Genomic DNA, 19,130 nt, shown 5'->3' on the forward strand with positions numbered 1-19,130 from the left:
ATCATGGCTTCAGAAAATATGACGCCGCAGGATTACATAGGACACCATCTGAACAACCTTCAGCTGGACCTGCGTACATTCTCGCTGGTGGATCCGCATAACCCCCCAGCCACCTTCTGGACGCTCAATATTGACTCCATGTTCTTCTCGGTGGTGCTGGGTCTGTTGTTCCTGCTTATGTTCCGCAGCGTAGCCAAAAAGGCGACCAGCGGCGTACCAGGTAAATTTCAGACCGCGATTGAGCTGGTCATCGGCTTTGTGCATGGTAGCGTGAAAGACATGTACCATGGCAAAAGCAAGCTGATTGCGCCGCTGGCCCTGACGATCTTCGTCTGGGTATTCCTGATGAACCTGATGGACTTACTGCCTATCGATCTGCTGCCGTATATCGGCGAGCATATCTTCGGTCTGCCGGCACTGCGTGTCGTTCCGTCCGCTGACGTGAACATCACCCTGTCGATGGCGCTGGGCGTATTTATCCTCATTCTGTTCTACAGCATCAAAATGAAAGGCATCGGCGGCTTCACGAAAGAGTTGACGCTACAGCCGTTCAATCACTGGGCGTTCATCCCTGTCAACTTAATCCTTGAAGGGGTAAGTCTGCTGTCCAAACCGGTATCACTCGGTCTGCGACTGTTCGGCAACATGTATGCCGGTGAGCTGATTTTCATTCTGATTGCTGGTCTGTTGCCGTGGTGGTCACAGTGGATTCTGAATGTGCCGTGGGCCATTTTCCACATCCTGATCATTACGCTGCAAGCCTTCATCTTCATGGTTCTGACGATTGTCTATCTGTCGATGGCGTCTGAAGAGCATTAATTTTACCAACACTACTACGTTTTAACTGAAACAAACTGGAGACTGTCATGGAAAACCTGAATATGGATCTGCTGTACATGGCTGCCGCTGTGATGATGGGTCTGGCGGCAATCGGTGCTGCGATCGGTATCGGCATCCTCGGGGGTAAATTCCTGGAAGGCGCAGCGCGTCAACCTGATCTGATTCCTCTGCTGCGTACTCAGTTCTTTATCGTTATGGGTCTGGTGGATGCTATCCCGATGATCGCTGTAGGTCTGGGTCTGTACGTGATGTTCGCTGTCGCGTAGTAAGCGTTGCTTGAATTAAGAGCAATATCAGAACGTTAACTAGATAGAGGCATTGTGCTGTGAATCTTAACGCAACAATCCTCGGCCAGGCCATCGCGTTTGTCCTGTTCGTTCTGTTCTGCATGAAGTACGTATGGCCGCCGTTAATGGCTGCCATCGAAAAACGTCAAAAAGAAATTGCTGACGGTCTTGCTTCCGCAGAACGAGCACATAAGGACCTTGACCTTGCAAAGGCCAGCGCGACCGACCAGCTGAAAAAAGCGAAGGCGGAAGCTCAGGTAATCATTGAGCAGGCGAACAAACGTCGCGCTCAGATCCTGGATGAAGCCAAAACTGAAGCAGAGCAGGAACGTACTAAAATCGTGGCCCAGGCGCAGGCGGAAATTGACGCCGAGCGTAAACGTGCCCGTGAAGAGCTGCGTAAGCAAGTTGCTATCCTGGCTGTTGCTGGCGCCGAGAAGATCATCGAACGTTCCGTGGATGAAGCTGCTAACAGCGACATCGTGGACAAACTTGTCGCTGAACTGTAAGGAGGGAGGGGCTGATGTCTGAATTTGTTACGGTAGCTCGCCCCTACGCCAAAGCAGCTTTTGACTTTGCCGTCGAACACCAAAGTGTAGAGCGCTGGCAGGACATGCTGGCGTTTGCCGCCGAGGTAACCAAGAACGAACAAATGGCAGAGCTTCTCTCTGGCGCGCTGGCGCCGGAAACGCTCGCTGAGTCGTTTATCGCAGTCTGCGGTGAGCAACTGGACGAAAACGGTCAGAACCTGATTCGGGTGATGGCTGAAAATAATCGTCTGAACGCGCTCCCGGATGTTCTGGAGCAGTTTATTCACCTGCGCGCCGCGAGTGAGTCCACCTCTGAAGTTGAGGTAACTTCCGCCACCGCATTGAGTGAAGAACAGCTTGCGAAAATTAGCGCTGCGATGGAAAAACGTCTGTCACGCAAAGTTAAGCTGAATTGCAAAATCGATAAGTCTGTAATGGCAGGCGTTATCATCCGAGCGGGTGATATGGTCATTGATGGCAGCGTACGCGGCCGTCTTGAACGCCTTGCAGACGTCTTGCAGTCTTAAGGGGACTGGAGCATGCAACTGAATTCCACCGAAATCAGCGAACTGATCAAGCAGCGCATTGCTCAGTTCAATGTTGTGAGTGAAGCTCACAACGAAGGTACTATTGTTTCTGTAAGTGACGGTGTTATCCGCATTCACGGCCTGGCCGATTGTATGCAGGGTGAAATGATCTCCCTGCCGGGTAACCGTTACGCTATCGCACTGAACCTGGAGCGCGACTCTGTAGGTGCGGTTGTGATGGGTCCGTACGCTGACCTTGCCGAAGGCATGAAGGTTAAATGTACTGGCCGTATCCTGGAAGTTCCGGTTGGCCGTGGCCTGCTGGGCCGTGTGGTTAACACCCTGGGCGCGCCAATCGACGGTAAAGGTCCGGTTGAGCACGACGGCTTCTCTGCTGTTGAAGCTATCGCGCCGGGCGTAATCGAACGTCAGTCCGTTGATCAGCCTGTTCAGACGGGTTATAAAGCCGTTGACTCCATGATCCCAATCGGTCGTGGCCAGCGTGAATTGATCATCGGTGACCGTCAGACCGGTAAAACCGCTCTGGCAATCGACGCCATCATCAACCAGCGTGATTCCGGCATCAAGTGCGTCTACGTGGCTATCGGCCAGAAAGCGTCCACCATCTCTAACGTGGTTCGTAAGCTGGAAGAACACGGCGCGCTGCAAAATACCATCGTTGTGGTTGCAACCGCATCTGAATCTGCCGCACTGCAATACCTGGCGCCGTATGCCGGTTGCGCAATGGGCGAATACTTCCGCGATCGCGGCGAAGATGCGCTGATCATCTACGATGACCTGTCCAAACAGGCTGTTGCTTATCGTCAGATCTCCCTGCTGCTCCGTCGTCCGCCAGGACGTGAAGCATTCCCGGGCGACGTATTCTACCTCCACTCTCGTCTGCTGGAGCGTGCTGCGCGTGTTAACGTTGAATACGTTGAAGCCTTCACTAAAGGTGAAGTGAAAGGGAAAACCGGTTCTCTGACTGCGCTGCCGATTATCGAAACCCAGGCGGGTGACGTTTCTGCGTTCGTTCCGACCAACGTAATTTCTATTACCGATGGTCAGATCTTCCTGGAAACCAACCTGTTTAACTCTGGTATTCGTCCTGCGGTTAACCCGGGTATCTCCGTATCCCGTGTTGGTGGTGCGGCGCAGACCAAGATCATGAAGAAACTGTCCGGTGGTATCCGTACCGCGCTGGCGCAGTATCGTGAACTGGCGGCGTTCTCCCAGTTTGCATCTGACCTTGACGATGCAACCCGTAAACAGCTTGACCACGGTCAGAAAGTGACTGAACTGCTGAAACAGAAACAGTATGCGCCGATGTCCGTTGCGCAGCAGTCTCTGGTTCTGTTCGCGGCAGAACGTGGTTATCTGGCGGATGTAGAACTGGCGAAAATCGGTAGCTTCGAAGCCGCTCTGCTGGCTTACGTCGACCGTGATCACGCTCCGTTGATGCAAGAGATCAACCAGTCCGGTGGCTATAACGACGAAATCGAAGGCAAGCTGAAAGGCATCCTCGATTCCTTCAAAGCAACCCAGTCCTGGTAACGTCTGGTGGCCTGCCTTAAGGCAGGCCGCAAGGCATTGAGGAGAAGCTCATGGCCGGCGCAAAAGAGATACGTAGTAAGATCGCAAGCGTCCAGAACACGCAAAAGATCACTAAAGCGATGGAGATGGTCGCCGCTTCCAAAATGCGTAAATCGCAGGATCGCATGGCGGCCAGCCGTCCTTATGCAGATACCATGCGCAAAGTGATTGGTCACCTTGCGAACGGTAATCTGGAATATAAGCACCCCTATCTGGAAGAACGCGACGTTAAGCGCGTGGGCTACCTGGTGGTGTCGACCGACCGTGGTCTGTGCGGTGGCTTGAACATTAACCTGTTCAAGAAACTGCTGGCGGATATGAAAGCATGGTCCGATAAAGGCGTTCAGTGCGACCTCGCAATGATCGGCTCTAAAGGCGTGTCTTTCTTTAGTTCCGTAGGTGGCAATGTTGTCGCCCAGGTGACGGGTATGGGGGATAACCCATCCCTGTCCGAACTGATCGGCCCGGTAAAAGTGATGTTGCAGGCCTATGATGAAGGCCGTCTGGACAAGCTTTACATTGTCAGCAACAAATTTATTAACACCATGTCTCAGGTTCCGACTATCACTCAGCTGCTGCCGTTACCGGCTTCAGAGGATGATGAACTGAAACGTAAAACCTGGGATTACCTGTACGAACCCGATCCGAAAGCGCTGCTGGATACCCTCCTGCGTCGCTATGTGGAATCTCAGGTTTATCAGGGCGTGGTAGAAAACCTGGCCAGCGAGCAGGCCGCACGTATGGTGGCGATGAAAGCCGCGACCGACAATGGCGGCAGCCTGATTAAAGAGTTGCAGTTGGTATACAACAAAGCTCGTCAGGCCAGCATTACTCAGGAACTCACCGAAATCGTCGGTGGTGCATCCGCGGTATAACCAGGTTAATTCGTAGAGGATTCAAGATGGCTACTGGAAAAATTGTCCAGGTAATCGGCGCCGTAGTTGACGTCGAGTTCCCTCAGGATGCCGTACCGCGCGTGTACGACGCCCTTGAGGTGCAGAATGGTAATGAACATCTGGTGCTGGAAGTTCAGCAGCAGCTCGGTGGCGGTATCGTACGTACCATCGCCATGGGTTCTTCCGACGGCCTGCGTCGTGGTCTGGATGTGAAAGACCTTGAGCACCCGATCGAAGTCCCGGTAGGTAAAGCAACGCTGGGTCGTATCATGAACGTACTGGGCGAACCAGTAGACATGAAAGGCGAGATCGGTGAAGAAGAGCGTTGGGCTATCCACCGTGCGGCACCGTCCTACGAAGAGTTGTCAAACTCTCAGGAACTGCTGGAAACCGGTATCAAAGTTATCGACCTGATGTGTCCGTTCGCGAAGGGCGGTAAAGTGGGTCTGTTCGGTGGTGCGGGTGTAGGTAAAACCGTAAACATGATGGAGCTGATCCGTAACATCGCGATCGAACACTCCGGTTACTCCGTGTTTGCAGGCGTAGGTGAACGTACTCGTGAGGGTAACGACTTCTACCACGAAATGACCGACTCCAACGTTATCGACAAAGTATCCCTGGTTTACGGCCAGATGAACGAGCCGCCGGGAAACCGTCTGCGCGTTGCGCTGACCGGCCTGACCATGGCGGAGAAATTCCGTGACGAAGGTCGTGACGTTCTGCTGTTCGTCGACAACATCTACCGTTACACCCTGGCCGGTACGGAAGTATCCGCACTGCTGGGTCGTATGCCTTCAGCGGTAGGTTACCAGCCGACCCTGGCGGAAGAGATGGGTGTTTTGCAGGAACGTATCACCTCCACCAAAACCGGTTCTATCACCTCCGTACAGGCGGTATACGTACCTGCGGATGACTTGACTGACCCGTCTCCAGCCACCACCTTTGCGCACCTTGACGCAACCGTGGTACTGAGCCGTCAGATCGCGTCTCTGGGTATCTACCCGGCCGTTGACCCGCTGGATTCCACCAGCCGTCAGCTGGACCCGTTGGTTGTTGGTCAGGAGCACTACGACACTGCGCGTGGCGTACAGTCTATCCTGCAACGTTACCAGGAACTGAAAGACATCATCGCCATCCTGGGTATGGATGAACTGTCTGAAGAAGACAAACTGGTGGTAGCTCGCGCACGTAAGATCCAGCGCTTCCTGTCCCAGCCGTTCTTCGTGGCAGAAGTATTTACCGGCTCTCCAGGTAAATATGTCTCCCTGAAAGACACCATCCGTGGCTTTAAAGGCATCATGGAAGGCGAATACGATCACCTGCCGGAGCAGGCGTTCTACATGGTCGGTTCCATCGACGAAGCCGTGGAAAAAGCCAAAAAACTTTAACGCCTTAATCGGAGGGTGATATGGCAATGACTTACCACCTGGACGTCGTCAGCGCAGAGCAACAAATGTTCTCTGGTCTGGTCGAAAAAATCCAGGTAACGGGTAGTGAAGGTGAACTGGGTATTTACCCGGGCCACGCGCCGCTGCTCACCGCCATTAAGCCTGGTATGATCCGCATCGTTAAACAGTTCGGTCATGAAGAGTTTATCTACCTGTCTGGCGGCATTCTTGAAGTGCAGCCTGGCAGCGTGACCGTACTGGCTGATACCGCGATTCGCGGCCAGGATCTCGACGAAGCGCGAGCTCTGGAAGCGAAACGTAAGGCTGAAGAGCGCATTAAGAGCTCTCATGGTGACGTGGATTACGCTCAGGCATCTGCGGAACTGGCCAAAGCGATCGCCAAACTGCGCGTTATCGAGTTGACCAAAAAAGCGATGTAACACCGGCTTGAAAGCATAAAAACCAGTCTGAAATCAGGCTGGTTTTTTTTTGCCTGAATGTTATTCCGTGCTCTTTCATCTTTATTCATGGGTCAAAAAAATAGCAAAAACATTAACCTAAGCCTTTAATGAAAGGTAAGTCTGACTTTTCTGAAGACAAAAGGCAGGGCGATGAACGAAAATATCCCATTAACAAGCGGTGAAAACCCCGCATTGAGCGTTTTCTCTTCTGCCCATTTCACGATGAAAAAAATGTAGTATTTTCAATGTGAAACGGTATAAATTCGTTCTCAAATTACAGTCAGGACGCGTATGTTGAATAGTGCTATGAGCGTAGTGATCCTTGCCGCAGGCAAAGGCACGCGTATGTATTCCGATCTTCCTAAAGTGCTGCATACCCTTGCGGGAAAAGCGATGGTTCAGCATGTCATTGATGCCGCTAATGAATTAGGCGCATCTCAGGTGCATCTGGTCTATGGCCACGGCGGCGATCTGCTTAAAAACACCCTTAAAAATGACAACCTGAACTGGGTTTTGCAGGCAGAGCAACTGGGAACGGGTCATGCGATGCAGCAGGCGGCGCCGTTCTTTAGCGATGACGAAGACATTTTAATGCTCTATGGCGATGTGCCGCTGATCTCTGTGGAAACCTTACAGCGTCTGCGTGACGCCAAACCGCAGGGCGGCATTGGTTTGTTAACCGTGAAGCTGGACGATCCGAGCGGTTACGGTCGTATTACGCGTGAGAACGGTAAAGTGACCGGCATCGTTGAGCATAAAGATGCCACCGACGAACAGCGTCAGATCCAGGAAATCAATACCGGTATCCTGATCGCTAATGGTGCGGACATGAAGCGCTGGCTGGCGAAACTGACCAACAATAATGCTCAGGGTGAATATTACATTACCGACATCATTGCGCTGGCATATCAGGAAGGCCGCGAAATCGCTGCTGTACACCCGGATCGTTTAAGCGAAGTGGAAGGCGTAAACAACCGTCTGCAACTCTCTCGTCTGGAACGCGTTTATCAGTCCGAGCAGGCCGAAAAGCTGCTGCTGGCCGGTGTGATGCTGCGCGATCCCGCGCGTTTTGACCTGCGCGGCGCTCTCACCCACGGGCGCGATGTTGAAATTGATACTAACGTTATCATCGAAGGCAACGTCACGCTGGGTCACCGCGTGAAGATTGGCGCGGGTTGCGTTATTAAAAACAGCGTGATTGGCGATGACTGTGACATCAGCCCGTACAGCGTGGTGGAAGATGCGCACCTGGAAGCGGCCTGTACTATTGGTCCGTTTGCCCGTCTGCGCCCTGGCGCAGAACTGCGGGAAGGCGCTCATGTCGGCAACTTCGTTGAAATGAAAAAAGCGCGTCTGGGGAAAGGTTCGAAAGCGGGCCACCTGAGCTATCTGGGTGATGCGGAAATTGGCGACAACGTGAATATCGGCGCGGGCACCATTACCTGCAACTACGATGGCGCAAATAAATTCAAAACGATTATTGGCGATGATGTGTTTGTCGGTTCTGATACTCAGTTGGTGGCGCCAGTTACCGTGGGTAAAGGTGCGACCATCGCCGCCGGCACAACCGTTACCCGCAATGTCGCGGATAACGAACTGGTGTTAAGCCGCGTGCCGCAGGTGCATAAGCAGGGCTGGCAGCGTCCGGTGAAGAAGAAGTAAGTCTTTTTGCCGGATGGCGGCTTTGCCTTATCCGGCCTACGTTCGATGACGTTCTGTAGGCCGGATAAGCGTAAGCGCCATCCGGCAGATGAGGGATGAGGCGATAAAGATATATCGCTCGCCCAAAAGCAGTACCTATAAAAATAACCCCACTCTCTACAAGGCTCGGGGCGCCCGAAAATACGGGTATACAGGTCGGCGACAACGACAGGCATAATGCCAAAATCGGAATTAAATACTATGTGTGGAATTGTTGGCGCTATCGCGCAACGTGATGTAGCTGAAATCCTTCTCGAAGGTTTACGTCGTCTGGAATACCGTGGTTATGACTCTGCCGGTCTGGCCGTGGTTGATGCGGAAGGTCACATGACCCGTCTGCGTCGCCTTGGTAAAGTACAGATGCTGGCCCAGGCAGCGGAAGACCATCCTCTGCATGGCGGCACCGGTATTGCTCACACCCGCTGGGCGACCCACGGAGAACCTTCGGAAGCAAACGCGCATCCGCATGTTTCTGACCACATTGTGGTGGTGCATAACGGCATCATCGAAAACCATGAACCACTGCGTGAAGAACTGAAAGCGCGTGGTTATACCTTCGTTTCTGAGACCGACACCGAAGTGATTGCTCACTTAGTGCACTGGGAGCTGGAACAGGGCGGGACGCTGCGTGAAGCGGTTATGCGTGCGATTCCGCAACTGCGCGGCGCGTACGGCACGGTAATCATGGATACCCGTCACCCGGATACGCTGCTGGCGGCGCGCTCTGGCAGCCCGCTGGTTATCGGTCTGGGTATGGGCGAAAACTTTATCGCTTCCGACCAGCTGGCGCTGCTGCCGGTAACCCGTCGCTTCATCTTCCTGGAAGAAGGCGATATTGCGGAAGTGACCCGTCGTTCGGTCTCCATTTTCGATAAATCCGGCGCGGAAGTGAAACGTCAGGATATCGAATCCAGTCTGCAATATGATGCGGGCGATAAAGGTATTTACCGCCACTACATGCAGAAAGAGATCTACGAACAGCCGAATGCGATTAAAAATACGCTGACCGGGCGTATCAGCCACGGTGAAGTGGATTTAAGCGAGCTGGGGCCAAAAGCGAATGAACTGCTGTCTCAGGTTGAACATATTCAGATTATCGCCTGCGGCACGTCGTATAACTCCGGTATGGTTTCTCGCTACTGGTTTGAATCGCTGGCCGGTATTCCGTGCGACGTCGAAATCGCCTCTGAATTCCGCTACCGCAAATCCGCCGTGCGTCGTAACAGCCTGATGATCACCCTGTCTCAGTCTGGCGAAACGGCAGATACCCTGGCTGGTCTGCGCTTGTCGAAAGAGCTGGGCTATCTGGGTTCTCTCGCCATCTGTAACGTTCCGGGTTCTTCTCTGGTGCGTGAATCCGATCTGGCGATGATGACCAACGCCGGGACGGAAATCGGCGTGGCCTCCACCAAAGCGTTTACCACTCAGCTGACCGTTCTGCTGATGCTGGTGGCGAAGCTGGCGCGTCTGAAAGGTCTGGATGCGTCTATCGAGCACGACATCGTTCACGGTTTGCAGGCGCTGCCGAGCCGTATTGAACAGATGCTGTCTCAGGACAAGCGTATCGAAGCGCTGGCGGAAGATTTCTCTGACAAACACCATGCCCTGTTCCTGGGCCGTGGCGATCAGTATCCGATTGCGCTGGAAGGCGCGCTGAAGCTGAAAGAGATCTCTTATATTCACGCAGAAGCGTATGCGGCAGGTGAGCTGAAACATGGCCCGCTGGCGCTGATCGACGCAGATATGCCGGTTATCGTGGTGGCGCCGAACAACGAACTGCTGGAAAAACTGAAATCCAACATCGAAGAAGTCCGCGCCCGTGGCGGCCAGTTGTACGTCTTCGCCGACCAGGATGCCGGTTTTGTCAGCAGCGACAACATGCACATCATTGAGATGCCGCATGTGGAAGAGGTGATTGCACCGGTCTTCTACACCGTTCCGCTGCAACTGCTGGCGTATCACGTTGCGCTGATCAAAGGCACCGATGTGGACCAGCCGCGTAACCTGGCGAAATCAGTTACCGTTGAGTAATCGTGACGATGCCCTGCGAAAGTGGGGCATTTTTTTCTGCGCTGTTCTGTTTTTAATCAATTCTCCCATCGTTTTAATGTGACAAACCGTCATCTTCAGCTACTGTTTTCAGTGTCATAAAAAGAAAATTTTCATGAAATCGCATTGTCATGAAGTGAATTAACTGATTGTTTATAAATTGTTTTTTCTGTGATTTATTTCATCAGTTTCCGTTGTCATAAAACTGTCATATTTCGTACATTTAACTGTCACCTGTTTGTCCTATTTTGCTCATCGTAGCCACTTAACAATGATTTACGAAAATCTTGCAGGAGACATTATGAAAGTCATGCGTACCACTGTCGCAACTGTTGTCGCCGCGACCTTATCCATGAGCGCGTTCTCTGCTTTCGCAGCAGCGAGCCTGACAGGTGCAGGTGCAACTTTCCCTGCGCCGGTGTATGCCAAATGGGCTGATACCTATCAGAAAGAGACCGGTAGCAAAGTAAACTACCAGGGTATCGGCTCCTCCGGTGGTGTAAAACAAATTACGGCTAACACCGTTGATTTCGGTGCATCCGACGCTCCGCTGTCTGACGAAAAACTGGAGCAGGAAGGTCTGTTCCAGTTCCCGACCGTCATTGGCGGCGTAGTGCTGGCGGTGAATATCCCGGGTCTGAAGTCTGGCGAACTGGTGCTGGATGGGAAAACCCTGGGTGACATCTACCTGGGTAAAATTAAGAAGTGGGATGATGAAGCCATCACCAAACTGAACCCGGGTCTGAAACTGCCTTCTCAGAACATCGCCGTTGTGCGTCGTGCAGATGGTTCCGGCACCTCCTTCGTTTTCACCAGCTACCTGGCGAAAGTGAACGAAGAGTGGAAATCTAAAGTCGGCGCTGGCTCTACCGTTAACTGGCCGACCGGTCTGGGCGGTAAAGGTAACGACGGTATTGCCGCATTCGTACAGCGTCTGCCGGGCTCTATCGGCTATGTTGAATACGCTTATGCGAAGCAGAACAACCTGGCTTACACCAAACTGATTTCAGCGGATGGTAAACCCGTAAGCCCGACCGAAGAGAGCTTTGCTAACGCCGCGAAAGGCGCTGACTGGAGCACCTCTTTCGCTCAGGATCTGACGAACCAGCAAGGTGACGATGCGTGGCCAATCACTTCCACCACCTTCATCCTGGTCCACAAAGAGCAGAAGAAACCTGAGCAGGGCGCTGAAGTGCTGAAGTTCTTCGACTGGGCATACAAAAATGGCGGCAAACAGGCGAATGACCTGGATTACGCCAGCCTGCCGGACAGCGTTGTTGAGCAGGTTCGTGCAGCATGGAAGACCAATGTGAAGGACAGTAGCGGTAAAGCGCTGTACTAATAGAATATCTTTAACGAACTGGCGGATGGCGCTACGCTTATCCGCCCTACAGTTCCGACTGTAGGCCCGATTTGTAGGCCGGATAAGCGTAGCGCCATCCGGCATGGGCAACTTCGTAAACGCGTTTAATGGAAAGAGTAATTTATGGCTGCAACCAAGCCTGCTTTTAACCCGCCGGGTAAAAAGGGTGACATGATATTCAGCGCGCTGGTAAAACTGGCTGCGCTGATTGTGCTATTGATGTTGGGTGGCATTATTGTCTCGCTGATTATCTCCTCCTGGCCAAGCATTGAGAAGTTTGGCTTCTCGTTCCTGTGGACTAAAGAGTGGGATGCGCCAAACGATATCTACGGCGCGCTGGTTCCCATTTATGGCACGCTGGTTACCTCGTTTATCGCTCTGCTGATCGCCGTTCCGGTGAGCTTCGGTATTGCCCTGTTTCTGACGGAACTGGCGCCGGGCTGGCTGCGTCGCCCGCTGGGCATCGCCATCGAACTGCTGGCGGCTATCCCCAGTATCGTCTACGGCATGTGGGGCCTGTTTATCTTCGCGCCGCTGTTTGCCACCTGGTTCCAGGAACCGGTCGGGAATATTCTTTCCAACATTCCGTTTGTTGGCGCACTGTTCTCCGGCCCGGCATTTGGTATCGGTATTCTGGCGGCGGGCGTCATTCTCGCCATTATGATCATTCCTTACATCGCGGCAGTTATGCGCGATGTCTTCGAACAAACCCCGGTGATGATGAAAGAGTCGGCCTACGGCATCGGCTGCACCACCTGGGAAGTTATCTGGCGTATCGTCCTTCCGTTCACCAAAAATGGGGTGATCGGCGGCGTTATGCTGGGACTGGGTCGTGCGCTGGGAGAAACCATGGCGGTGACCTTTATCATCGGTAACACCTACCAGCTCGACAGCGTTTCGCTGTACATGCCGGGCAACAGTATCACCTCTGCGCTGGCGAATGAATTTGCCGAAGCGGAGTCTGGTCTGCACGTTGCCGCGTTGATGGAACTGGGTCTGATTCTGTTTGTGATTACCTTCATTGTGCTGGCGATTTCTAAGCTGATGATTATGCGTCTGGCGAAGAATGAGGGGGCACGCTAATGGCTACGCTTGAAATGCAAACGACCGCAGAACTGGCGGAATCCCGCCGTAAAATGCAGGCTAAGCGCCGCACGAGAAACCGCATCGCATTGACGCTCTCAATGGCGACGATGGCGTTTGGGCTGTTCTGGCTCATCTGGATCCTGATGTCCACCATTACGCGTGGTTTCGACGGCATGTCGCTGGCGCTGTTTACTGAAATGACGCCGCCGCCGAATACCGCTGGCGGTGGTCTGGCGAACGCCCTGGCGGGGAGCGGACTGTTAATTTTGTGGGCGACGGTATTTGGTACGCCGCTTGGCATCATGGCGGGGATCTACCTGGCGGAATATGGCCGTAAATCCTGGCTTGCGGAAGTGATCCGTTTCATTAACGACATCCTGCTTTCCGCGCCGTCTATCGTGGTCGGTCTGTTTGTTTACACCATCGTGGTGGCGCAAATGGAGCACTTCTCCGGTTGGGCGGGCGTGATTGCGTTGGCGCTGCTACAGGTGCCTATCGTCATTCGTACCACAGAGAACATGCTGAAACTGGTGCCGGATAGCCTGCGTGAAGCGGCCTATGCGCTGGGGACGCCGAAATGGAAAATGATCTCGGCGATTACCCTGAAAGCCTCGATTTCCGGGATCATCACTGGCGTACTGCTGGCGGTTGCCCGTATTGCGGGTGAAACCGCGCCGCTGCTCTTTACTGCGCTTTCCAACCAGTTCTGGAGCACCGACATGATGCAGCCTATCGCTAACCTGCCGGTCACTATCTTTAAATTTGCGATGAGTCCGTTTGCGGAGTGGCAGCAACTGGCCTGGGCTGGGGTGTTGATCATTACCCTGTGCGTATTGTTGCTGAATATTCTGGCGCGCATCATTTTTGCGAAGAGTAAACACGGTTAATTTCAGGTGCCGGATGGCGGCGTAAACGCCTTATCTGGCCTACAGATGTGAACAGCGGTTAATTTTTTACGGCGCGGCCAACGGCGACGCCGAATGAGGAAGAGATTGAAATGAGTATGGTTGATACTGCTCCGGGTAAGATTCAGGTTCGTGATTTGAACTTCTACTACGGCAAATTCCATGCCCTGAAGGATATCAACCTGGATATCGCGAAGAACCAGGTCACGGCGTTTATTGGGCCGTCTGGCTGTGGTAAATCCACACTGCTGCGTACCTTTAACAAAATGTATTCGTTGTATCCAGAGCAGCGTGCGGAAGGCGAGATCCTGTTGGATGGCGATAATATCCTTACCAACACCCAGGATATCGCTCTACTGCGTGCCAAAGTGGGGATGGTGTTCCAGAAGCCGACGCCGTTCCCGATGTCTATCTATGACAACATCGCTTTTGGCGTGCGCCTGTTTGAGAAACTGTCTCGCGCCGATATGGACGAACGCGTTCAGTGGGCGTTGACCAAAGCCGCATTATGGAACGAAACCAAAGATAAATTGCACCAGAGCGGGTACTCTCTCTCGGGTGGTCAGCAGCAGCGTCTGTGCATTGCGCGTGGTATCGCCATTCGCCCGGAAGTTCTGTTGCTGGATGAGCCGTGTTCAGCGCTGGACCCGATTTCCACCGGGCGTATTGAAGAGCTGATCACTGAGCTGAAGCAGGACTACACCGTGGTGATCGTAACGCACAACATGCAGCAGGCTGCGCGTTGTTCCGACCACACGGCGTTTATGTATCTGGGTGAGTTGATTGAGTTCAGCAACACGGACGATCTGTTCACTAAGCCCGCTAAAAAGCAAACCGAAGATTATATTACTGGCCGCTACGGTTGATTTGGAGCTAACCATGGACAACCTAAACCTTAACAAACACATTTCCGGCCAGTTCAACGCAGAACTGGAAAGCATCCGCACCCAGGTGATGACCATGGGCGGCATGGTGGAGCAACAGCTTTCTGATGCGATCACCGCGATGCATAATCAGGATAGCGAACTGGCGAAACGCGTTATTGACGGCGATAAGCACGTCAACATGATGGAAGTGGCGATCGATGAAGCGTGCGTGCGCATCATTGCCAAACGCCAGCCGACAGCGAGCGACCTGCGCCTGGTGATGGCTATCATCAAAACCATCGCTGAACTGGAGCGCATTGGCGACGTGGCGGACAAAATTTGTCGCACCGCGCTGGAGAAATTCTCCCACCAGCACCAGCCGCTGCTGGTGAGCCTGGAGTCGCTGGGGCGTCACACCGTACAGATGCTGCATGATGTGCTGGACGCGTTCGCGCGAATGGATATTGACGAAGCGGTGCGTATCTACCGTGAAGACAAGAAAGTTGACCAGGAATACGAAGGTATCGTGCGTCAGCTGATGACCTACATGATGGAAGATTCGCGCACCATTCCAAGCGTGCTGACCGCGCTGTTCTGCGCACGCTCCATTGAGCGCATCGGTGATCGCTGCCAGAATATCTGCGAATACATCTTCTACTTCGTGAAGGGGCAAGACTTCCGTCACGTCGGCGGTGATGAACTGGATAAGCTGCTGGCGGGGAAAGATCCGAAGGAATAAGCGGCTTGTTGCGTTCGCCGGGATCCCCCGGCGTCGCTATTGTAGGCCGGATAAGGCGTTACGCCGCATCCGGCATTCTGCGCCATTCGCCTGATGGCGCTTTGCTTATCAGGCCTACGGTTTAATCGACGATATTCCAACCCCGCGCCTTCCACAATTCCGGCAACTGCGCCAGATCGGTAAACGTCGTTACTTTTGGATGATCGATCGGTTTGTTGTGCGGATCGGCGCAGAAGTAGAACACCTCCATTCCCGCATCGATTCCCGACCGGGCGCCGGCACTGGAATCATCCACCAGAATGCAATTCTCCACGTTAACGTTCATGGCTTTTGCCGCGTGGAACATCAGAGCCGGATCGGGCTTCCAGCGTTGAATGTCATAGCCGCTGAACAATTTTTCTGGAAAATGATGCAACATGCCCAGCTTGCCCAGTGAATGCTGCATTTTGCTGACCGGGCCGTTAGAGACGACGCACATCGGCACCGTCATGCTGTCCAGCAGCGCATTCGCCCCTGCGATCACCTCCAGTTCTGAGTCGAACAGGCGTGCGACCTCGGCGCGGTAAACGGGTTCTAAATCCGCTTTTGCTAACGACACACTCTGTTCCTCGTTAATGATATCGATGATTTCGTAGAGTTTTACGCCTTTAAAGCGTTTGAACACCTCTTCGAGATCGAGCGTGATGCCGAATTCCTGGAACATCGCGACATACGCGCGGGAGCAAATGACTTCACTGTCGACCAGCGTACCGTCGCAGTCGAAAAATACCGCTTGAATCTGGGACATGCTTTCTTTTCTCGCTAGTTTAACGTTTTCGTAATGCCTTATTGTGCGACGCAATCGTTGCCGTATAAGCAAATTCAATGAAAAAAGTGTCTCACAACTGCCCTTATTGTCGCATTTTGGTATAGGATAGCGACGAATTTTCCCTCCTTGTTCGGAAATAGATAATGAGTCAACAACACACCACCCAGACTTCTGGTCAGGGTATGCTGGAACGCGTGTTTAAACTGCGCGAACATGGCACGACGGCACGAACCGAAGTGATCGCCGGTTTTACCACCTTCCTGACGATGGTTTACATCGTTTTTGTTAACCCGCAGATTCTTGGCGTTGCTGGCATGGACACCAGCGCCGTCTTCGTTACCACCTGTCTTATCGCGGCGTTCGGCAGCATTCTGATGGGGCTGTTTGCTAATTTACCGGTCGCGCTGGCGCCGGCTATGGGTCTGAACGCGTTTTTCGCCTTCGTGGTCGTTGGCGCGATGGGGCTGTCCTGGCAGGTTGGTATGGGCGCAATCTTCTGGGGAGCGATCGGCCTGCTGCTGCTGACCATCTTCCGCGTGCGTTACTGGATGATTGCTAACATTCCGGTCAGTCTGCGCGTGGGCATCACCAGCGGTATCGGCCTGTTTATCGGCATGATGGGGCTGAAAAACGCAGGCGTTATCGTCGCGAACCCGGAAACCCTGGTGAGCATCGGTAATCTGACCTCCCACAGCGTACTGCTCGGCGTGCTGGGCTTCTTCATCATCGCTATTCTGGCATCACGTAACATTCATGCCGCCGTGCTGGTCTCTATTATTGTAACGACGCTGCTCGGCTGGATGATGGGTGATGTGCATTACAACGGCATTGTCTCTGCGCCGCCAAGCGTTAGCTCTGTGATCGGGCATGTGGATCTGGCGGGCTCGTTTAACATTGGTCTGGCTGGCGTGATTTTCTCCTTCATGCTGGTGAACCTGTTCGACTCCTCCGGTACGCTGATTGGCGTTACCGACAAAGCCGGTCTGGCTGATGAGAAAGGTAAATTCCCGCGGATGAAGCAGGCGCTGTTCGTCGATAGCGTCTCTTCTGTGACCGGGGCGTTTATTGGAACCTCGTCGGTTACCGCCTATATCGAGTCCTCATCCGGCGTATCCGTCGGCGGGCGCACGGGCCTGACCGCCGTTGTTGTCGGTCTGCTGTTCCTGCTGGTTATCTTCCTGTCGCCGCTGGCGGGAATGGTGCCGGGTTATGCCGCTGCCGGGGCGCTGATCTATGTTGGCGTACTGATGACTTCCAGTCTGGCGCGCGTGAAATGGCAGGACCTTACCGAGTCTGTTCCGGCGTTTATTACTGCCGTGATGATGCCGTTCAGCTTCTCGATTACCGAAGGTATCGCGCTGGGCTTTATCTCTTACTGTGTGATGAAAATCGGCACCGGACGTCTGCGTGAGCTGAGCCCTTGCGTGGTGGTTGTGGCGTTGTTGTTTGTGCTGAAGATTGTGTTTATCGACGCGCACTAATTGCCGCTGATACGGCGCTGCGCGAGGTGTCCTGGCCTGATAAGCGTAGCGCCATCAGGCAAATTTGATAGCCGGATGGCGGCCAAACGCCTTATCCGGCCTGCGGCTCTACGCGCGCGCTGTTATCACGCTTTAACGCGCTGAATGTAATCGCCAAACGCGGTTAGCTGGCCGGTAAGATGATCAATCGTGCTTTGATCAACCACTTCCCCGGTTTGCGGGTCAACTTTGTTCTGAATCACGCCGCCCATAAACTCCGGTTTGTTCATTACCATCGCATCAAGGAATACCAGAATCTGGCGCAGATGATACTGACAGCGAGCGCCGCCGATTGCCCCCATTGAGCTGGTCTGGATCAGCACCGGTTTCCCGGCTAACGGCTGTTCTGGCAGGCGGGACAGCCAGTCGATCGCGTTTTTCAGTCCGCCAGGCACCGAGTAGTTGTATTCCGGTGTGACGATGACGACGCCGTCCGCTTTACGGATTTGCTCCGCCAGCGCTTCAACGCTCGCCGGGAACCCCTCTTCCTGCTGCACGTCAGCGTCATACAGCGGAATATCGCCAATCGAAGGTAATGCGCTGACCTCCATGCCTGCCGGGGCAATTTTCGGCAGCGTGCAGGCGACCATACCGTTAAATGAACCTTTGCGCAGGCTCCCCAGTAACGTAACAACATTCAACGTTTCGGACATGATTACTCCTTTTCATCATGGCGGCCGGGACAGGGCCGAATCAGCTAAGTGTATAAGATGACTTTGCTGTGGATAATTGAGCGAATCGCATCAGGCGACCGGTGGGTTCATTCGCCCGGGTCTGGATATCGGCCAGGCTTTTCCATCCTTGCTTACTATCAAACTCCCAAACATTCAGTTTTTCAATGGCTGGCGTAACCGCCACCGACCAGACCAGAATATCTTCCGCGTCGCATATTGCCTCTACCTGCGTAACGTGGGCGCATTTCAGGCGGCCTGCGCCGGGAAGGAGCTGGAGTTCACGCGGATCGTCATTCAGTACGTCACCGGTTAGCTTTAGCACGCTCTGGCGTAAGGTGATCAGTTGCGCGCGCGCTTCGTTGGGATCGCTCTGATTGTTGATCCACAGATTTTCGTTGCTGGAGAACGCCGGACTCTCGGCTGAAAGTGGGCTATGGAAGCCTCGTATGGCTCGCTGTAATTCCATATCCAGGCCGCATTCCCCCTCCGTTGTCAGCGCTACGCCCACCATATTCCCGGCATATGAGATGGAGAACGCGGGCAGATTTTTATCGCGAAAGACAGGCTTCCCTTTGGCCTGAATAGCAATTTCCGGCAGCTCGCTGGTTCCGTAGAGCATAAACATCAGTTCAGCGAGTAAGCCGCGTGAAGCCAAAAAACGTGTCCGGCGGTGAGCGGGAAGGTTTCTGGCTTCGATGTGGCATGGAGAAGGCAGACGGACTGAAATCAGGTGTCCCTCCGTAAGAATCCCTCTGGCAAAATGTGTCGCCATTTTTCGCTCCGTGATTAATGGTCCGTGATTATTACGAGAGTAACATTTACGTAGATTATGGACAGGTTTTACTGGTCAAAAGTTCGACAAAAACAGCGGCGCTTACGCGACTTTTACATTTCTGA

The 19,130-nt window shown here is 53.4% G+C and carries 19 protein-coding genes; 16 read left to right on the top strand and 3 right to left on the bottom strand.

Going from position 1 to position 19,130, the window contains the following annotated elements; genetic code table 11:
- Nucleotides 1–3 precede the first annotated feature (3 nt).
- The 15 genes from atpB (at nt 4) to phoU (ending at nt 15,231) form a co-directional block, all read left to right on the top strand.
- Nucleotides 4–819 (top strand): F0F1 ATP synthase subunit A, encoded by an 816-nt coding sequence (gene atpB / locus OGW17_RS11465; RefSeq protein WP_047460083.1) that lies wholly within the window; start codon nt 4–6, stop codon nt 817–819.
- Between the two features lie 47 nt (nt 820–866).
- A complete protein-coding gene (gene atpE / locus OGW17_RS11470; RefSeq protein ID WP_000429386.1) occupies nt 867–1,106 on the top strand; it encodes a F0F1 ATP synthase subunit C in 240 nt (79 codons plus the stop codon).
- 59 nt (nt 1,107–1,165) lie between these two features.
- Nucleotides 1,166–1,636 carry a F0F1 ATP synthase subunit B gene (atpF, locus tag OGW17_RS11475; RefSeq protein ID WP_003827022.1) on the top strand — a complete coding sequence of 157 codons (471 nt, stop codon included), beginning with the start codon at nt 1,166–1,168 and terminating at the stop codon, nt 1,634–1,636.
- Nucleotides 1,637–1,650: 14 nt separating this feature from the next.
- The gene (gene atpH / locus OGW17_RS11480) at nt 1,651–2,184 is read left to right on the top strand and encodes a F0F1 ATP synthase subunit delta (RefSeq protein ID WP_012000833.1); all 534 of its coding nucleotides are present in this window, start codon (nt 1,651–1,653) and stop codon (nt 2,182–2,184) included.
- Between the two features lie 12 nt (nt 2,185–2,196).
- Nucleotides 2,197–3,738 (top strand): F0F1 ATP synthase subunit alpha, encoded by a 1,542-nt coding sequence (gene atpA, locus OGW17_RS11485; RefSeq protein ID WP_012000831.1) that lies wholly within the window; start codon nt 2,197–2,199, stop codon nt 3,736–3,738.
- Between the two features lie 50 nt (nt 3,739–3,788).
- A complete protein-coding gene (atpG, locus tag OGW17_RS11490) occupies nt 3,789–4,652 on the top strand; it encodes a F0F1 ATP synthase subunit gamma (RefSeq protein WP_047460091.1) in 864 nt (287 codons plus the stop codon).
- A gap of 26 nt (nt 4,653–4,678) precedes the next feature.
- Nucleotides 4,679–6,061, top strand: coding sequence for a F0F1 ATP synthase subunit beta (gene atpD / locus OGW17_RS11495; RefSeq protein WP_012000829.1), 1,383 nt, complete (start codon nt 4,679–4,681; stop codon nt 6,059–6,061).
- Between the two features lie 20 nt (nt 6,062–6,081).
- Nucleotides 6,082–6,501 carry a F0F1 ATP synthase subunit epsilon gene (locus tag OGW17_RS11500; RefSeq protein ID WP_012000828.1) on the top strand — a complete coding sequence of 140 codons (420 nt, stop codon included), beginning with the start codon at nt 6,082–6,084 and terminating at the stop codon, nt 6,499–6,501.
- 312 nt (nt 6,502–6,813) lie between these two features.
- Entirely contained in the window at nt 6,814–8,184 is a 1,371-nt protein-coding gene (glmU, locus tag OGW17_RS11505; protein WP_058668322.1) for a bifunctional UDP-N-acetylglucosamine diphosphorylase/glucosamine-1-phosphate N-acetyltransferase GlmU, read from the top strand.
- 240 nt (nt 8,185–8,424) lie between these two features.
- Nucleotides 8,425–10,254 carry a glutamine--fructose-6-phosphate transaminase (isomerizing) gene (gene glmS / locus OGW17_RS11510; RefSeq protein WP_071259083.1) on the top strand — a complete coding sequence of 610 codons (1,830 nt, stop codon included), beginning with the start codon at nt 8,425–8,427 and terminating at the stop codon, nt 10,252–10,254.
- 319 nt (nt 10,255–10,573) lie between these two features.
- A complete protein-coding gene (gene pstS, locus OGW17_RS11515; protein WP_024130085.1) occupies nt 10,574–11,614 on the top strand; it encodes a phosphate ABC transporter substrate-binding protein PstS in 1,041 nt (346 codons plus the stop codon).
- A gap of 144 nt (nt 11,615–11,758) precedes the next feature.
- A complete protein-coding gene (pstC, locus tag OGW17_RS11520) occupies nt 11,759–12,718 on the top strand; it encodes a phosphate ABC transporter permease PstC (RefSeq protein WP_012000823.1) in 960 nt (319 codons plus the stop codon).
- Entirely contained in the window at nt 12,718–13,608 is an 891-nt protein-coding gene (pstA, locus tag OGW17_RS11525) for a phosphate ABC transporter permease PstA (protein ID WP_012000822.1), read from the top strand. The genes pstC and pstA overlap by 1 nt, the downstream gene beginning before the upstream one ends.
- A 110-nt stretch (nt 13,609–13,718) precedes the next feature.
- Nucleotides 13,719–14,492: a phosphate ABC transporter ATP-binding protein PstB gene (pstB, locus tag OGW17_RS11530; RefSeq protein ID WP_012000821.1), complete on the top strand. Its 774-nt coding sequence runs from the start codon at nt 13,719–13,721 to the stop codon at nt 14,490–14,492.
- A gap of 13 nt (nt 14,493–14,505) precedes the next feature.
- Nucleotides 14,506–15,231: a phosphate signaling complex protein PhoU gene (gene phoU, locus OGW17_RS11535; protein WP_012000820.1), complete on the top strand. Its 726-nt coding sequence runs from the start codon at nt 14,506–14,508 to the stop codon at nt 15,229–15,231.
- A 121-nt stretch (nt 15,232–15,352) separates the two neighbouring features.
- Here phoU and yieH read toward each other — a convergent pair whose 3' ends face one another.
- The gene (gene yieH, locus OGW17_RS11540; RefSeq protein ID WP_071259086.1) at nt 15,353–16,018 is read right to left on the bottom strand and encodes a 6-phosphogluconate phosphatase; all 666 of its coding nucleotides are present in this window, start codon (nt 16,016–16,018) and stop codon (nt 15,353–15,355) included.
- A 164-nt stretch (nt 16,019–16,182) separates the two neighbouring features.
- On the opposite strand from yieH, the gene adeP reads away from it, so the two are divergent.
- Nucleotides 16,183–17,520 (top strand): adenine permease AdeP, encoded by a 1,338-nt coding sequence (gene adeP, locus OGW17_RS11545; RefSeq protein ID WP_012000818.1) that lies wholly within the window; start codon nt 16,183–16,185, stop codon nt 17,518–17,520.
- A 125-nt stretch (nt 17,521–17,645) separates the two neighbouring features.
- On the opposite strand, the gene OGW17_RS11550 is transcribed toward adeP, so the two are convergent.
- Together OGW17_RS11550 and OGW17_RS11555 are read right to left on the bottom strand one after the other, a co-directional pair.
- On the bottom strand, nt 17,646–18,212 hold the full coding sequence (locus OGW17_RS11550) for an NADPH-dependent FMN reductase (protein WP_071259089.1): 567 nt from the start codon (nt 18,210–18,212) through the stop codon (nt 17,646–17,648).
- A 40-nt stretch (nt 18,213–18,252) separates the two neighbouring features.
- Nucleotides 18,253–19,005: a 4'-phosphopantetheinyl transferase family protein gene (locus tag OGW17_RS11555; protein WP_071259092.1), complete on the bottom strand. Its 753-nt coding sequence runs from the start codon at nt 19,003–19,005 to the stop codon at nt 18,253–18,255.
- Nucleotides 19,006–19,130: the final 125 nt, after the last annotated feature.

Origin of the sequence: Citrobacter sp. CK181 (genome assembly GCF_030333595.1) — a bacterium.
GTDB classification, from domain to species: domain Bacteria; phylum Pseudomonadota; class Gammaproteobacteria; order Enterobacterales; family Enterobacteriaceae; genus Citrobacter_B; species Citrobacter_B koseri.

Bases quoted from the DNA above. Each gene is read 5' to 3' on its own strand.
- atpB (WP_047460083.1), top strand. From the start codon at position 4: ATGGCTTCAGAAAATATGACGCCGCAGGATTACATAGGACACCATCTG.
- atpE (WP_000429386.1), top strand. From the start codon at position 867: ATGGAAAACCTGAATATGGATCTGCTGTACATGGCTGCCGCTGTGATG.
- atpH (WP_012000833.1), top strand. From the start codon at position 1,651: ATGTCTGAATTTGTTACGGTAGCTCGCCCCTACGCCAAAGCAGCTTTT.
- atpA (WP_012000831.1), top strand. From the start codon at position 2,197: ATGCAACTGAATTCCACCGAAATCAGCGAACTGATCAAGCAGCGCATT.
- atpG (WP_047460091.1), top strand. From the start codon at position 3,789: ATGGCCGGCGCAAAAGAGATACGTAGTAAGATCGCAAGCGTCCAGAAC.
- atpD (WP_012000829.1), top strand. From the start codon at position 4,679: ATGGCTACTGGAAAAATTGTCCAGGTAATCGGCGCCGTAGTTGACGTC.
- OGW17_RS11500 (WP_012000828.1), top strand. From the start codon at position 6,082: ATGGCAATGACTTACCACCTGGACGTCGTCAGCGCAGAGCAACAAATG.
- glmU (WP_058668322.1), top strand. From the start codon at position 6,814: ATGTTGAATAGTGCTATGAGCGTAGTGATCCTTGCCGCAGGCAAAGGC.
- glmS (WP_071259083.1), top strand. From the start codon at position 8,425: ATGTGTGGAATTGTTGGCGCTATCGCGCAACGTGATGTAGCTGAAATC.
- pstS (WP_024130085.1), top strand. From the start codon at position 10,574: ATGAAAGTCATGCGTACCACTGTCGCAACTGTTGTCGCCGCGACCTTA.
- pstC (WP_012000823.1), top strand. From the start codon at position 11,759: ATGGCTGCAACCAAGCCTGCTTTTAACCCGCCGGGTAAAAAGGGTGAC.
- pstA (WP_012000822.1), top strand. From the start codon at position 12,718: ATGGCTACGCTTGAAATGCAAACGACCGCAGAACTGGCGGAATCCCGC.
- pstB (WP_012000821.1), top strand. From the start codon at position 13,719: ATGAGTATGGTTGATACTGCTCCGGGTAAGATTCAGGTTCGTGATTTG.
- phoU (WP_012000820.1), top strand. From the start codon at position 14,506: ATGGACAACCTAAACCTTAACAAACACATTTCCGGCCAGTTCAACGCA.
- yieH (WP_071259086.1), bottom strand. From the start codon at position 16,018: ATGTCCCAGATTCAAGCGGTATTTTTCGACTGCGACGGTACGCTGGTC.
- adeP (WP_012000818.1), top strand. From the start codon at position 16,183: ATGAGTCAACAACACACCACCCAGACTTCTGGTCAGGGTATGCTGGAA.
- OGW17_RS11550 (WP_071259089.1), bottom strand. From the start codon at position 18,212: ATGTCCGAAACGTTGAATGTTGTTACGTTACTGGGGAGCCTGCGCAAA.
- OGW17_RS11555 (WP_071259092.1), bottom strand. From the start codon at position 19,005: ATGGCGACACATTTTGCCAGAGGGATTCTTACGGAGGGACACCTGATT.